Origin of the sequence: Lysinibacillus sp. KCTC 33748 (assembly GCF_002237755.1) — a bacterium.
In the GTDB taxonomy this organism is placed as follows: Bacteria; Bacillota; Bacilli; order Bacillales_A; family Planococcaceae; genus Lysinibacillus.
This window is the reverse complement of the sequence record NZ_MWSJ01000029.1, coordinates 32,416-48,025: the sequence shown is the minus strand read 5'-3', so window position 1 is coordinate 48,025 and position 15,610 is coordinate 32,416. Positions and strand designations below refer to the sequence as shown.

Genomic DNA, 15,610 nt, shown 5'->3' with positions numbered 1-15,610 from the left:
CTCTTTACATAAAGTTATAACACTTTTCCTAGCATTACACATTAAAATACCGAGCATCTGGATGTGCAAAGACTATTGCTGAAACAGAAGCTTCAGGCTCCATCATAAAGCCTTCCGTTAAATGCACACCAATGTCTTCTGGTTTTAATAAGCCAAACAATTTCTCTTGATCCTCCAAGTTCGGACATGCAGGATAGCCAAATGAAAAACGCTGCCCTTGATATTTTGCGGCGAAACGATCACGCATTGTAAAATCTGTCTTATCCGAGAAGCCCCATTGATCACGAATTTCTTGGTGCATACGCTCCGCAAAGCCTTCCGCAAGCTCAAGTGCTGTAGATTGTAATGCATGACTTTCAAGGAATTTCCCTTCCTCTTTTAGCTGACGAGCTTTCGTCATAACCCCTTGTCCAGCTGTTACTACCATTAAGGAAATATAGTCCATTTCACCGCTTTCAACTGTTTTCAGGAAATCTGCAAGACATAAAAACGGTTCAACTTGCTGACGCGGGAAGGTAAATCGTTCAATTTCTGTTTTGCTATCTGCTGGATCATAAACAACTACATCATCCCCATCGGCTTGTGCAGGGAAAAACTGATACACACCCGAAGGCTTCAATAAATCACTTTGTAAATAATCGTCGACTAAATCTTTTAACTCTGTTGCCCTTGCATCGCCAGCATCAAGCAATTGCTGTACTTGACCTTTTAAGCCTAGGTGATGTCCAAGTAATGTCCGCATATTAACATATGGATATAAATGCGAAACCGCATAATCTCTCTTTACATGGCGTCGCAAATCAGCCGGAAGAAAGACAGAAGCTCCCTTTACCGTGCGTACAGGCTTAACAGTTACTTCTTTAGCCGGGCGAGCTGCTCTTTTTTCGTCTGCCTCTAAGCGTTTTTTGCGAGATTCCTCAATTTCAACTAAGAAATCCGCACGTGTACCTTTCCCCATTAACCGATTTACTTGCTCTAATCCTTGCATCGCATCCTTTGAATAAATGACAGGACCATTATATTCGCCGGCGATTTTTGTTTCAGTAAAGCGACGAGATAATGCCGCTCCCCCTACTAAAATAGGAACATCAATACCCGCTTCCTTGAAATCTTGAGCTGTAATAACCATTTGCTGTGCTGATTTTACAAGTAAGCCTGAAAGCCCGACGAAATCTGGCTTCTCCTTACGAATCGTTTCTATTAACTGAGCAGGTGTTACTTTAATGCCAAGATCAATTACCTTATAGCCATTATTACTTAAAATAATATCGACAAGGTTTTTCCCAATATCATGCACATCGCCTTTTACAGTAGCAAGTACCATTTTCCCCTTGCCAGCACTCTCTTCATTTTTCTCCATGAATTGCTCTAAATGTGCCACTGCTGCCTTCATAACCCCTGCTGATTGTAATACCTCCGCTACGATGAGCTGATTATCGTTAAATAAACGGCCAACCTCTGCCATTCCGTCCATTAATGGTCCATTAATAATATCAAGCGGTGTTTCAAAAATTTCACGAGCAGCATCTAGATCCTCAATAAGCCCTTCCTTTGTACCTTCTAAAATATAGTAAGCTAAACGACCTTCTACTGTTTTTGGAATATCTGCCTCTGTTTTTTCCTTCTTTTTATCACGATAGAAATCCGTGAAAACAGCTAATGTTTCATCATTTGTATGGAAGAGTAAATCATTGGCTAGCTTAATTTCCTCCTCAGGAATGGATGCATAACGTTCTAGCTTCTCCGTATTCACAATTGCATAATCTAATCCAGCCTGTGTACAGTGATATAAATATACGGCATTTAATACTTCACGACCTACTGGTGGCAATCCGAACGAAATATTACTAACACCAAGTACCGTTAATGTACGTGGCATTTTTTCTTTAATCAGGCGAATTCCTTCTACCGTTTCAAGTGCTGAACCAATATACTGCTCATCTCCCGTTCCTACTGGGAACATTAATGGGTCAAAGATAATATCTTCAGGAGCAATACCCCACTTTTCTGTTAACAATTTATAGGAACGTTCAGCAATCTCAAGCTTACGCTGTCGATCAACCGCCATGCCTTGCTCATCAATTGTCCCCACTACTAAAGAAGCACCATATTTTTTCACTAGCGGTAAAACTGCGTCAAAGCGCTCCTCGCCATCCTCTAGGTTTATAGAGTTAATAATCGCTTTCCCTTGAGAAAACTTAAGTGCTTCCTCAATTACTTTTTCATCTGTCGAGTCAATTACAAGAGGTACTTTTACTTTTTTTACAACCTCCTGCATAAAGCCACGCATATCTTCTAGTTCATCGCGGTCAGGGTTTGCTAAACAAATATCGATAACATGTGCTCCATTTTTCACCTGGGCACGCGCGATTTCTGCAGCTTCCTCAAACTTCCCGTCAATAATTAAATTTTTAAACTTACGAGAACCGATTACATTTGTCCGTTCACCAATAAATAACGGACGCATAGAATCGTCATACACCAATGGCTCGATACCAGAAACTACATGACCATGTGTGGCATCTGGTAATTGACGAGGCTTTTGGTCCTTTAGCACTTCTCGAATAGCAGCAATATGTGCTGGGGTTGTACCACAGCAGCCTCCGATAATATTTAGCCACCCCTTTTCTGCAAAGCCTTTTAGCTTTTGTGACAGCGATTCAGGTGACTCATGGTAGCAACCTTCCTCGTCAGGTAAGCCTGCATTCGGGTAACAGCTAATATAGCCTGTTGAAAGCTCTGCTAGTGAACGGATATGATCCGTCATAAACTCTGGTCCAGTTGCACAGTTTAAGCCAACTGATAATGGCTTAATATGCTCGATGGAAATATAAAAAGCATCAATTGTTTGACCGGCCAATGTTGTTCCCATCGGTTCAATTGTTCCCGATATCATCACAGGCAGCTCTTTTTCAGTTGCCTTAAAAGCACGAGATACCCCCAATGTTCCTGCCTTAACATTCAACATATCCTGACTAGTTTCTAGCAACAGAACGTCGGCTCCGGCTTCGATTAATGCCTTGGCCTGAACATAGAAGTTTTCCTCTAACTCATCAAATGTAATACCACCTGTAACTGACAAGGTTTTTGTAGTTGGTCCCATAGCCCCCGCTACAAAACGTGGCCAATCGGATGTAGAAAACTCATCTACTACTTTGCGTGCAATTTCCACAGCACGTGTATTGATTTCTTCTGCCTTCGCACCAAGATCATATTCATTTAATACAAGTGGTGTACTTCCAAATGTATTTGTACAAATAATATCTGCTCCAGCTTCTAAATATTTTCTATGAATTTTTTCAAGCACATCTGGTCTAGTTAGCACGAGATTTTCATTACAGCCATCATATTCCTCGCCGCCAAAATCCTCTGCTGATAAATTTTCATTTTGTAGCATTGTACCCATTGCGCCATCAAGAATTAAAATTCGTTTCTCTAGTTGTTCTTCAATCAAGTGCTTAGCCATTTATACTTACCCCTTTTTTCTGTTCATCCAATTGCTCAATAAATTTCATCAATTCTAGTGTCATGTCATAGCGTAAAAATGGTGTGATGAGGTAAATACCATTGAAATATTCCGCTGCTACTTCTACTAATTCCTTAGCAATTGCAATTCCTTCTAGTGTTGCGCGTTCTTTATCATCGCCACATTCCTTCATACGGGTTAACACATCATCGGATAGTTTGATACCTGGCACTTCATGATGTAAAAACTCCGCACTTTTATAGCTCGTTACTGGCATAATGCCTATATAAATTGGTGTTTCTAAATGCTTTGTCGCGTCGTAAATTTCCACGATTTTTTCCTTTGTATAAACAGGCTGCGAAATAAAATAATCTGCGCCATATTCAATTTTCTTCTCTAATCGAGATACCGCGCGATCTAGTACACGTACATTAGGATTAAAGGCTGCCGCTACAGAGAAATTCGCCTTTTTACGAAGTGGTTTCCCCGAGAAAGATACACCTTCATTTAACTGTTTTATTAATTGGATTAGCTCCATTGAAGATACGTCATAAACGCTTGTGGCCCCTGGAAAATCGCCCACCTTCGTCGGATCTCCAGTCACTGCTAAAATATCGTGAATGCCTAGTGCATTTAATCCCATTAAATGTGATTGAAGTCCAATTAAATTACGATCCCGGCATGTTATATGAGTTAACGGTCGTACCCCGTGTGTTTCTTTCAGTAAGGCACCCATTGCGACATTACTAATCCTTGGGGAAGCAAGTGAATTATCTGCCATCATGACTACATCTGCGCCCGCCTCATATATTTTTCTTGCTCCTGCAATAAAGCCTTCAATTTCTAAATGTCTTGGTGTATCTAACTCCACTATAACGGAGCGTTCACGTTTTACTTTTACATGTAATGGTTCGTAATTTGCTGGCTCAGCCTCACGGACAATCTCTACTTTTTCTGGCTTTGCATACTTTTCTTCGACTGGGGATAACTCCTCTAAGTACTTTTTCGCTGCAGCAATATGCTTTGGTGTCGTACCACAACAACCACCAATTAAACGTACCCCCTGATCACGAAGCTCTACAGCTGCTCGACCAAAATAATCTGCCTCCGACTCATAAACGACACGGCCATCCTCTACATCAAGAAGAGACGCATTCGGATACGCTGACATAAATGCTTTCTTAGGAAGCTCTACAACTTCAAATGCTTGTATTGTATGGTGGGGACCTAAGCGACAGTTAACACCTACGAGATCAGCACCTAGCGCTTCAAGTTCATGTAAAGCGTTATTTAAGCTCATTCCATTTTGTAAAATCCCTGGTTCGTGCATAGAAATTTGAGCAATAATCGGTAATTTCGTTTTAGCTCGTAGCATTCCTAAAGTCGCTGTTAACTCTTCAAAATCATAATATGTCTCCAGTAAAAGACCATCTGGATTTCCTGCAAGTAAAACGGTTGCCTGCTCATCAACTGTTGCTAAGATTTCCTCTAACGTTGCATCGCTTTTTCGAATACCACGGATTCCCCCAATAGTACCTAAGACAAATTGTCCACCATCTGCCGCTGCTCGTTTTGCAATCGTTATAGCAGCTTCGTTAAACTGCTGCACACGAGATTCTAATCCATAGCGGGCTAATTTTATGGCATTAGCTCCGTAAGTGTTCGTTTGAATAATATCGGCACCTGCCGCTATATACTCTCTATGAATCTTTTCAATTAATTCAGGTCTTTGTATATTCATTTCCTCGTGGCAATACTCCAAGCCATAGCCGTATAAAACTGTACCAATTGCACCATCTGCTGTAAGAACATGCGTTTTTAACCTTTCAAGCAATCCCATAAAACTAGCCTCTCTTCCTTTATTTATCAATTATGCCTCGGCATAATTGCATCCGGAATCGGCTTTGTGCTTAGGCCTGCACGAGGGCCGACACGATGTCGGTCATTTCGGTAATGCCACAGGAGGTGGCGTTTTTACCGATGCAGGTCAGTTAGCCATTATCGCATGGGTGCGATGGTTTTAGGCTAACATCCCCAAAGCACTCCTTTCCGATTCCGTGACAACCGCCGGAGGCTTTAACTTCTTTCAGTGGATATTTGGTACCCGCTGAAAGAAGTTAAAATAAAAAAGCCTTCTTTTACAAAAAAAGAAGGCTTTAACGTTTCGTCATTGTTTTTTCCTTCTCATCTTCGACACTATGGTCCTCTGGATTTAGCACCTGACAATAAGTTGGTTGCTGAAGCTTCATAGGGCCAGTCCCTCAGCTTCTCTTGATAAGAATGTTGTATGAATTTTTTAAATAATTAAAAGAATCATATCGTTTACGAACGATTGAGTCAAGACTATTTCACAGAACAGAGGTAAAACTTCACGAAAAATACCAGATTTTGATTTAAATCAAACAATTACGATAGTTTTTCAGCAAGCTCCTCACCAATTTTTTTACCATTTTGAATACACGCACCTATGCCTACTCCGAAATAAGAGCACCCCGCTATTGATAAATTCGGATAGTTTTTCTCAAGCTCTTGTACGAGACCTTGCAACGCTTCACGATGTGCCAAATCATATTTTGGCATTTGGTCGATCCATTTTGTCACATCCACAATTGTTGGTGTTTCCTCAATACCCAAGCTTTTTCTTACATCCTCTAGAGCAACCGCTGCTAACTCTTCATCTGACATCAAACGCAATCTCTCATACTCAGGGTTAATGCTCTTATAAAAAAGTCGAACTAGTAATTTTCCTTCTGCTGACGTGTGTTTCCACTTGCGACTTGTCCACGTTGCTGCATTACAAATAACATCTGAATTATGTGACGCAATATAGCCTGTTCCATCCGCCGGTAATCTATTATCGGGTACATCAAACCCTAAGTAAATCGTAATGGCGGATGCAGTATTGAATTGTTCAAAATAGCCGTTCAAAGATTCATCCTGCACTAAGCTTTGTACCGCTTCATTTGGCAGTGCCATGACAACATGATTTGCTTCAATTATTTTACCGCTTGCTAATGTAACGGAGTACTGATTCTCCTGCTTTTTAACACTTGTAGTGGCAATCCCTTTTATAATTTCTACATCCGTTAATGTTTCTTCAAGTCGATCAATTAGTGATGATAAACCATTTTTAAATGAAATAAATTTTTTATTAGCGGCTTTCAAAAATTGTTCCCTGTTTGCATCAAAGCCTTTAATAATACTACCGTAATCGTTTTTGTAATCGATTAAATACGGTAAAGTGGAAGCAATTGAAAGTTGATTTAAATCTCCCGAATATACACCTGCAAGTACGGGCGCTATTTGGTTTTGAACAAGCTCCTCACCTAAATAGTACGTTAGAAATTCCCCAATCGAACTTTCCTTAGTAAACCCTTCATTTGGCATGGTTAAATCCGTTAATGCTTCTTTTTTACCTTGCTCTGATACAAGCGTGCTTTCCTCAAGAGATTGTAAGCTCATAGGAATACCAAACGTTGAATCCGCTGGGATAGCATGTAGCTCATTATTTGTGTAAATATACGAAACACCCGTTTCGTTATACACAAGATTTTGTTCAAAATTAAGTTCTTCTACTAATTCCATAACACCTTTATGACGCGCTACTATAGAATCAGCACCTGTTTCCAAGATAAAGCCTTGTTCATATGCAGAATGAAGCTTGCCACCAAGGTATGTATTTTTTTCAACGAGTACAAGCTTTACATGTAAGTTTTTCTCCTGAACTTGGCGTTGTAAATAATGCATCGTACACAAACCCGTAATTCCGCCACCTAATACAACAACTGTTTTCATATTAACCGCCCCTATTTTTAGTTCTTAATTTCAGTATAAACTTTTTTTATCGAAAATTACGTTAAACCCTTTACAAATTTAGCAAAAATGGAGCTATCCAGCACATGGGATAGCTCCATTTTTTTCTATGTTCAATTAGTATATATTGAATTTAACAGCATATTTTCACCGGTATCTTTTATCTACCTAGCGGATCGTATATATTAATAGTTGATATAGTGTTATTTATAGCTTTTCACTTCATTAATTTAAATTTTGTGCAAAACTAGCTAGTTCTTCAGCGGAATTTTTCACTTCATTAAAAGCAATACCTAATTGACTTAGTACTTCTACTATTGCTTGTACTTCTTTTTCCATCTGTCCATTTTGTTCTTTGGCTTCGGTCATAGCGTCCAATATGTTAGTAAATTGACCTTCCGTTTGAACCATATTTTCCTCACCAGAAGTTACCTCTTCTTGAATATTACTAAGCGAGTGAACAAGTTTATCAGTCCGCTCATTCGTTTTATGTAGTAAAGTCGCAACCGATGTGACAGATTCCTTTGTTTGAATCGATAGCTTTCTCACTTCATCTGCAACAACACTAAAGCCTTTACCCGCTTCTCCAGCGCGAGCCGCTTCTATTGCCGCATTTAAAGCCAACAAGTTTGTTTGATTAGCAATATTTGTCACAACATTCATAATCGATTCCATTTCCCTTGACATATCTGCCAACTGTGTAATATTTTCCGCTATACCATCAAGCGAGTTAATAATATTACTCATATTTTGCGATTGATTCTTTAATCGTTCACGACCCTCTAATGCCTGACTCTCAGCCATAGTCGACACTTGAAGTGATTTTTTTGCCAGTTGTTTAATTTCATCCGATTGTTCGCTTAAGCGATAAAACGAGTTGTTTGTTTCCAATGATATTGTGGCAAGACCTTCCGAAGACGCTACGATCTTTTTCTCTATTACTTCTTTTCTACGTTCTATTTTTTCATGAAGTTGCTCAATGGTATGCTCAAAAGCCTCTAAAACTAACTGTTGCTCAAAATTAGATATTTTCGAGATAGCCCTAATTGTATTAAGTTGATCCATTGGATGATGAACATGTTCTTCAACTAAGTCAATAAATGATGCCGTTAAATCTTGAAAAGCACAAATATACCATTGTGTTTTAAGCCCGATATGTACATGTACTTTAGCAATTTTAACTCTTCTTTGATAAAAATCATCATCAATCGTACCATTAAACATTTCAATAATATGACGTCTTAAAGTAATTTTCAGCTTCTCTACAGAACTATGTTTATTAATAATATCTACTAGAGTACGTTCAGTTACAATCATTTCATAAAATCGATTAACAATGTTATCAATATTGCCTTCTACAAAAGGTTGAAAGGCTTTTAAATATTGTAAATCCCGCTTCGTCAATTTAAGCAAATCAATTTGCTTTTTTATTGAATGGCGATTCGCTATATCCATTTTTACAATGTATTGCTCTAAATCTAACGCCGTTGTCTTTCTCTGTTTTTGAAAAATCACACATTTACCCTCTTTCATGCCGTGTACTTTTAAAAGCTGAGAAAAATTTAATTCCATTCACTAAAAAATAAAAAAACATCACCATAAAGTAGAATTGATTTCCATTCGGGCTAGGCGCCTTCCTGTGGAATTGTCATCCCTAACTTTTAGTGAGAACACCCTCAGGATATTTATATATATATTACCTGTGACTCTGTCTTTTGTTACGGGCTACAATCAACTAAAAATGGTAACTTTATAATTAGCTATCGCTACTAACTACCTTTCAAAATCCCTCATATACCTTATACATTTTATAAATAGCTGTCAATTTTCAAATATACATTTTTTACCATTAATTGAACAAAAAGTACCTGTTGTCTTACTTATTATCTAAAACAGAAAAAAAGCTACCACAATACTTTTGGGTAGCCAATTGACATCATCTCTGTTTTTTTTATGCTTATTTTTCCTTTGTTTTAGTTCGAGGTAATACCACTTTATTATATTGATATTTTTACCACCAATCACAACTGATAATATATACCTATCTATCGCACCTGAATTGAAACTTATTATCCATTCAACAAATAGCGATAATTAATTCTAAAAACCTATTACTTTTTAATAAAAAATACTTACTTTCCTTTCAATTCTTGCAGTAAAATTGCCGCCTCCGCACTTCCTGCATCTGCTGCAAGTCCATACCATTTTATAGCCTCTTTAATATTTCTAGCTATTCCTTCTCCTTTATTGTATATGTGCCCTAGTTGTAATTTTGCTTCCGAATCACCTTGAAGGGCGGCCTGTTTAAACCAATGAATACCTTTTTCAATATTCCGTATACCTGTTAACCCTTTGCTCCAAATAAAGCCCAAATCATAAAAGGCATCGACATGATATTGCTTTGCTGCTCTTTCATACCAATATAATCCACGGTTCACATCTTTCGGTTGCCCTAACCGACCCTCTAGATAGATACCTCCAAGCCTATATTGTGCCTCAACATAGCCTACTTCAGCAGATTTTTTATAATAGCTACAAGCTTGCGCCTCGTCTTTGTCGACTCCTAATCCCTGCTCGTATATAATTCCGAGTGTAAACATGGCCTCTGCCACACCTTGTTGTGCGGCAAATTCGAACCACTTCTTCGCAAGTACCAAATTTTCTGGCACTCCCTCACCGTTAAAATACATATCCGCTAAATTATTCGCGGCATCTGGATGCCCTTGCTTTGCTGCAGCCTCGTACAGCGAAAAAGCCATGTTATAGTTTTCTTCTACACCTATACCTTCAAAGTGAAAATTACCTAGTGCATATTGTGCATCAGCATTATCTTGTGATGCTGCTAACTCGAACCACTTCACGGACTTTTCTGGTTGGAAATATGTCCCGTCGATTGCACTATAATATTCACCAAGTTGAAACTGTACATCCGCATCCTGTTCCTCGATGGCATCTTTGTATAAGTCAATGATTACTTCATGATCAAGATCTTCTTCGTCAAATGCTTCAACTTGCTCATTTTGATGAATAAAATACCATTCCAATATATCAAGTACATCATCAACAACCTCAACGCAATTAGCTAACTTCTCCAATGAAGAAATTTGCCAAATGAAAATATAAATAGGGAGTGGAATTGCTTCACGCAGTAAATCATCATATTCAGCTAAAAGCGTTAGCACATTCTCCTGTACTGACTGTGTCTGTTCTGGATGAATAATTTGTAAATGTCGTTGTTGTTTTTTTTTCAATAGCCCCTGCACAACTTGATATACAATTTTGTGCAAGGCTGCTAACTGTACTTCTTTGACTGCTATCAAATCAATGTTTTGCGCAAAACACGTATCTTGTGTTTGCGCGAGCTTTTGTAGGGACCCTATTCGCTCTTTATTTTTTTTTGCTAAAAATTGCCCATACATTCGTTTCCCCCCTCGCACACTACTATCAATTTCACCTTGGCATAATTGTTGCTGTCGCTACTTTGCACTGCGCTTTCGCACAGAAAACATTTGTTGCTGTCGCTACGTTAACACTTCGCTTTCGCACAGATTAATTGCCACAGGAAGTGGCACTCTTAGACTGAGTCCCCCTATTTCAGCAGGTATTTAGACACACTCTGAAAAAGGAGCCCCATCCGCATTCATTTCACCACCTTGAAGTGGGAGTCTTCTACTGAATGAAAAAAATGCACCTTGCCACTATTATATGGAAGACAGCTCTATATTGGTTACACATATGCTCTCAATATTAAGCCAATAAACAATGTAATAAACAAAAAGACAGTTACATGAATCCATTTATACATTTCTAATAAACCAATAAATTCACGAGTAAATGCATTAGGTACATAATAAAAGGCTGTCTTTGAACCAACACCTTGTGCATCAAGCTTCGCCTTTTTAGCATAAATACTTGCACGGAAAACATGAAAATTATTCGTTACGAATAAGGATCGATATTTTTTCCCCTGAGCATGTTTATCCATAATTTCTTTAGAGAATGCCATATTCTGCTCAGTATTTGTCGATTGATCTTCCATAAATACTTTTTGAGACAGTATTTGATGTTCGTCAACTATATATTTTTTCATAGCATATGCTTCTGATACTTTTTCATCACTTCCCTGTCCACCTGAGACGATAATGTAAGGTCGTTCATCATATTTTTTAAACTGCTTTACTGCCTCGTCTAAACGGCTAGCTAAAAGCGGCGGTACTTTATCTCCTATTAGCCCTGACCCTAACACAATAATATAGTTAGGCTCATAAAAGATAGGCGTAAAATGATATAGAGTAGCGTAGGCCATTATGCTTGTATATAAAAACATTGTATAACCGAAAACCAAGAACCCATAGAAGAAAAGAATATGCCAAAGATCATTTTCGATATTCATAAAAATCACAAATACATACCAAATCATCATAATAAAAAAACTCAAACCAAAAACAGCTAACAATAGATTTCGTACTTTACGTCCTTCTTTTTCAAGTAAAACTCTACTATTAAAAAACGTAGCTATCGATAAAATAAACATAATACTCGGGAAACTTCCAAGTATTACGACTATACCCATCTTCGACACAATCCCCTGCTCATTCGGGAGAAATACAGGATGACTAAGTACATTGCCTAAAATAAACAACCCTACAAGGCCCAGAACTACTGCATTGAAAAACCGTCTTCTTTCCGTTATATAAAAAATTAAAAAAATTGAAATTAATAGTAATAATGTTGAGATCATCGTTTCACTCCTTTCTTTCCATATACCCTTTTTAAGGCTTATCCTCTTAACTCGAGGTTGATTTCCGTTCCTACTAGTGGCGGACGTCCAACCTCACTACAATTAACGATATACGTAATGCATGTCCAATATTTGGATTAGCATTGTCACTACTTGTTCAAATTTGTGCATATACATAAATTGATGAAAGCGTTTATTTTATTTTTTGAGATGGTTCATGTAAAATTACTATTAGATTAGTTTATGACAAAACTAAAAATTATATTGGAGGAATGTAAGTAATGAAAAAAATTCTTGCCGCTCTTTTTGCAGCGACACTTATGTTTGCAACTGTAGGTGCAACATTGTTCATCTCAGATACACCAACTGCAGAAGCTAAATCCTATAAGTCAGGTAAAAAAGGCTTCTCAAACAATAATAATAACAATAGCTCAAATTTCCAAAAATCTCAGGATAAATCTAAAGATCAAAATAATGCAACAACAAATAAAAGCACAAACAAAACGGATTCAACAGCTAAGAAAGGCGGCTTCTTCTCAGGCGGTCTTATGAAAGGCTTAATGCTTGGTGGCTTAGCTGGCTTACTATTCGGAAGTCTTTTCAGTGGTATGGGTATGCTTGGTAATATTTTAGGCTTATTAATTAACGTTGCAGCCATCATGGTTATCATAATGCTAGTTGTAAAAATTGTTAATATGTTTAAAGATAAAAAGCGTAAAGAGGAAGCACAATGGCACAAATAATTAATGAGCAAGATATAATTAATGCAATTTGCTTATCTCAGGCTTACTATAAAAACATTCGCCCTGAGGATGTATTTGTAGAACTAACATACGATGATGACGCGGGCTTCGGTGCAGAAGTTGAAACGAATGGTCAAGTCGAGATGTTCAATACATCAGCAATGATTGGCGCACTACGTGTATGGATTAAAGACGTCCTACATGGTGATCCATTTTCAACAGGAATCGAATTAGTCTTAGACGATGAAGAAGGCATTATTGCTAGACTATCGTAAATAAGTAAAGAATAGCAGTTCAGTAAATCTTATAGATTTATTGAACTGCTTTTTTATTTTTTCAGACGTTGTATTGCTTGTTCTTTCTTTTCTTCCTCAATTGTAAAATCGACTATTGATCTGCCGAGCATTAATAGCGTAATAAACATGACGCCTGTTCCAACGATTAAATAAATCATCGTAAATATCTTTAAAAAATTTCTAGTAGGATACAATCCCGTCTCAACACCGGTTGGAATTAAACTCACTACTGCAAAATACATGGCATCAATCCAATACCATCCTTCCGTTCCTTTATAAAACATTGTCCCTGAAAGAATGATAAAAAATAACGTTGTAAACAAAGATAGAAACTGCGGACGCTTGAATGACTTCCACATGCCTACTAACAATCTTTTCGCAGATAAAATAAATGACAGCATCGCATTCTCCTTTGATCCATTTTCACTCCAGCGTTATTACAACTCTAAATTCGTTTCTCGCCATAACGGTTGATTTCCGTTTCGACTGGGCGCTTTGTTGCTGACGCTTCGCTTTCGCACAGTTAAAACATTTGTTGCTGACGCTTCGCTTTCGCACAGTTAAAACATTTGTTGTTGCTGACGCTTCGCTTTCGTACAGAGCAGAGCTTCCTGGGGGCGTCCGATGAGCCGCTTTTGTTGTTGCTGTTGGTCACGGAGGCGTTACCACAAAACGTGATGCTTTTAGCCTTCGTTCCTCTAAATCGCTAATCCCCAAGGAGTCCCCAGCCGTAACGAAGATCAACTGATCCATATGGTAAACTTTCCAACAAACATCATCCCAAACTTTGAATGAGGAACTCCTAAATTGTACTAGATATCCATCGCAATAAAAATAACATATGCAAACGCCTAAAGGTAGAGGTTTCTATTCACAACCTCTACCTTGAATGATTTCATTTCTTTAATAGACTATTAAAGTTCACAAATATTTTCGCTGCATGGCCACGTTTTGTAGGAGCCTCGGGTGAAAATCCCCCTTCACTACCTATAATAATACCTTGTTCATACAACATAGTGATTGCATGTTTTGTTTCTTCATCATAAGAGGCAATATCTGAGAATGGAGCTTTCCCTTTCACCACATAAGGTTTCTTTTGCTGATATACGTAAGCACGATTAATCATTACTGCTAGTTGAGCGCGAGTAACTGGCAGCCCTGCGTTAAACGTCCCATCCATCCCCTTAGTTAGCCCATATGCATAAGCTGCTGCAATTTCTGACTGAGTTCCGACATCATAGCTTGCAATGTCTGTAAATGGTGCCTGTTCCTTCGTCGTTAAACCGAGACTTCTAACAAGCATCGAAACGGCCTCTGCACGAGTTAAAAATTGCTCAGGCTTAAACGTACCATCTGGATAACCGTTCATAATACCCGCTTCAGCTGCATTCAATATAAACCCCTCTGCCCAATGCTTTTCTATATCAGGAAAGCTTAAAGTTCTTCCAGTAGTAAAAGTAACTGTTGGACTTTGAACACTTTCATTCCCAGCCGCATCAACCGCTTTAATTGCTACTGTATATGCTGTATTCGCTATTAAATTATTCAAAGTTATAGCGTTTATTGCAGCATCTTGTGTAAATGTCAGCTTACCGTTTACATATACTTTGTAACTAGTGACACCTACATTATCCTTTGCTTCCTGCCAGCTTATTTTTACCGTTGTACTATCCATCATGTTTGCTTGGATCGTTTTTGATACATCCCATAACGTACTTGTTTTAATCGCTGGTAAAAACGCCTCGTTCGCTACTGCTAAATAGCCTGCTTCACTTAAATGAATATTATCAGGGTTTGGTAAATAGCTTGGAACATCTTTTGCTACAATATTGTATGTCGGTACAAAAATGGCACCCGCTTTTTCAGCAGTTGTTTTTATCGTTGCATTCATAACTTTTAATAGCATTTTAAATTGTTGCTGTACATCCTCACTATAGTACGGAAAAGAATTATAATAGCCCATCACATAAATTTGAGCATTCGGATTAAGCTTCTTTATTTCTTCTAAAATAGCAGCAATATTTTTTATTGCTCCCTGGGAAGCTTTTAGCATCATTGCTGCATTAATGCCTGTTGTCTGAGACTCTTCTAAAATAGGTATTAAATCATTGGCACCAACGGTTAGTGTAATAATTTCAGCCTCTTTAATAGATGTGCGAACCTTTGCCTTCTCGCTTGGATAACCGAATCCTACCACTGACTTTTCCACATTATTTTGTATATCCTTTAATATATCACTCGTTGTATAGCCTGAATTGGCAAAACCCTTATTATAAGACGTAATTAAACCATCTTGCTGTAAAGCTTGTGCAACAAAATCCGTGTAACCTAACCCAATCATACCAACCTCATTCATACCATGTGCTAAGGAATCACCCAGTGCCACATAATCTGCTTGAACTACCCAACTTGGCGCTATGTAGTCTCTTTGTTCCTCAGCATTTACACCTATTGGTACTACTAATTGACATGCCAGAATGCTAGCCGCTAAAAACCGAAATTTCTTTGATGATTGCACACCCTCACTCCTCCAAATTTTACTAATTACTAT

At 38.1% G+C, this 15,610-nt stretch carries 10 protein-coding genes and 1 riboswitch; of the genes, 2 read left to right on the top strand and 8 right to left on the bottom strand.

The window, feature by feature from the left end:
- Positions 1–34 precede the first annotated feature (34 nt).
- From metH to B1B04_RS22790, 6 genes are all read right to left on the bottom strand, one after another.
- Positions 35–3,466, bottom strand: coding sequence for a methionine synthase (gene metH, locus B1B04_RS22815; protein WP_079563642.1), 3,432 nt, complete (start codon positions 3,464–3,466; stop codon positions 35–37).
- A complete protein-coding gene (locus B1B04_RS22810; RefSeq protein ID WP_079563641.1) occupies positions 3,459–5,306 on the bottom strand; it encodes a bifunctional homocysteine S-methyltransferase/methylenetetrahydrofolate reductase in 1,848 nt (615 codons plus the stop codon). Before B1B04_RS22810 ends, metH begins: the two co-directional genes overlap by 8 nt.
- A 341-nt stretch (positions 5,307–5,647) precedes the next feature.
- A riboswitch (SAM riboswitch) is annotated at positions 5,648–5,747 on the bottom strand.
- 125 nt (positions 5,748–5,872) lie between these two features.
- Entirely contained in the window at positions 5,873–7,261 is a 1,389-nt protein-coding gene (locus tag B1B04_RS22805) for a protoporphyrinogen oxidase (protein ID WP_079563640.1), read from the bottom strand.
- A 243-nt stretch (positions 7,262–7,504) separates the two neighbouring features.
- Positions 7,505–8,794, bottom strand: a complete 1,290-nt coding sequence (locus B1B04_RS22800) for a globin-coupled sensor protein (protein ID WP_079563657.1) — start codon at positions 8,792–8,794, stop codon at positions 7,505–7,507.
- Positions 8,795–9,411: 617 nt separating this feature from the next.
- Entirely contained in the window at positions 9,412–10,698 is a 1,287-nt protein-coding gene (locus B1B04_RS22795) for an SEL1-like repeat protein (RefSeq protein ID WP_079563639.1), read from the bottom strand.
- A 308-nt stretch (positions 10,699–11,006) separates the two neighbouring features.
- Positions 11,007–12,020 (bottom strand): YdcF family protein, encoded by a 1,014-nt coding sequence (locus B1B04_RS22790; RefSeq protein ID WP_079563638.1) that lies wholly within the window; start codon positions 12,018–12,020, stop codon positions 11,007–11,009.
- A gap of 281 nt (positions 12,021–12,301) precedes the next feature.
- Here B1B04_RS22790 and B1B04_RS22785 point away from each other — a divergent pair, with 281 nt between their 5' ends.
- Together B1B04_RS22785 and B1B04_RS22780 are read left to right on the top strand one after the other, a co-directional pair.
- Positions 12,302–12,763 carry a hypothetical protein gene (locus B1B04_RS22785; RefSeq protein WP_079563637.1) on the top strand — a complete coding sequence of 154 codons (462 nt, stop codon included), beginning with the start codon at positions 12,302–12,304 and terminating at the stop codon, positions 12,761–12,763.
- A complete protein-coding gene (locus tag B1B04_RS22780) occupies positions 12,751–13,038 on the top strand; it encodes a DUF2653 family protein (RefSeq protein ID WP_079563636.1) in 288 nt (95 codons plus the stop codon). Before B1B04_RS22785 ends, B1B04_RS22780 begins: the two co-directional genes overlap by 13 nt.
- A 53-nt stretch (positions 13,039–13,091) precedes the next feature.
- On the opposite strand, the gene B1B04_RS22775 is transcribed toward B1B04_RS22780, so the two are convergent.
- Complete coding sequence (locus tag B1B04_RS22775; RefSeq protein WP_079563635.1) at positions 13,092–13,460, bottom strand: ion channel; 369 nt, start codon at positions 13,458–13,460, stop codon at positions 13,092–13,094.
- Between the two features lie 494 nt (positions 13,461–13,954).
- Positions 13,955–15,577: an S-layer homology domain-containing protein gene (locus B1B04_RS22770; RefSeq protein ID WP_079563634.1), complete on the bottom strand. Its 1,623-nt coding sequence runs from the start codon at positions 15,575–15,577 to the stop codon at positions 13,955–13,957.
- Positions 15,578–15,610 lie beyond the last annotated feature (33 nt).

Coding starts and splice junctions, on each gene's coding strand:
- B1B04_RS22775 (WP_079563635.1), bottom strand. CDS start 13,460: ATGCTGTCATTTATTTTATCTGCGAAAAGATTGTTAGTAGGCATGTGG.
- metH (WP_079563642.1), bottom strand. CDS start 3,466: ATGGCTAAGCACTTGATTGAAGAACAACTAGAGAAACGAATTTTAATT.
- B1B04_RS22795 (WP_079563639.1), bottom strand. CDS start 10,698: ATGTATGGGCAATTTTTAGCAAAAAAAAATAAAGAGCGAATAGGGTCC.
- B1B04_RS22790 (WP_079563638.1), bottom strand. CDS start 12,020: ATGATCTCAACATTATTACTATTAATTTCAATTTTTTTAATTTTTTAT.
- B1B04_RS22810 (WP_079563641.1), bottom strand. CDS start 5,306: ATGGGATTGCTTGAAAGGTTAAAAACGCATGTTCTTACAGCAGATGGT.
- B1B04_RS22780 (WP_079563636.1), top strand. CDS start 12,751: ATGGCACAAATAATTAATGAGCAAGATATAATTAATGCAATTTGCTTA.
- B1B04_RS22785 (WP_079563637.1), top strand. CDS start 12,302: ATGAAAAAAATTCTTGCCGCTCTTTTTGCAGCGACACTTATGTTTGCA.
- B1B04_RS22805 (WP_079563640.1), bottom strand. CDS start 7,261: ATGAAAACAGTTGTTGTATTAGGTGGCGGAATTACGGGTTTGTGTACG.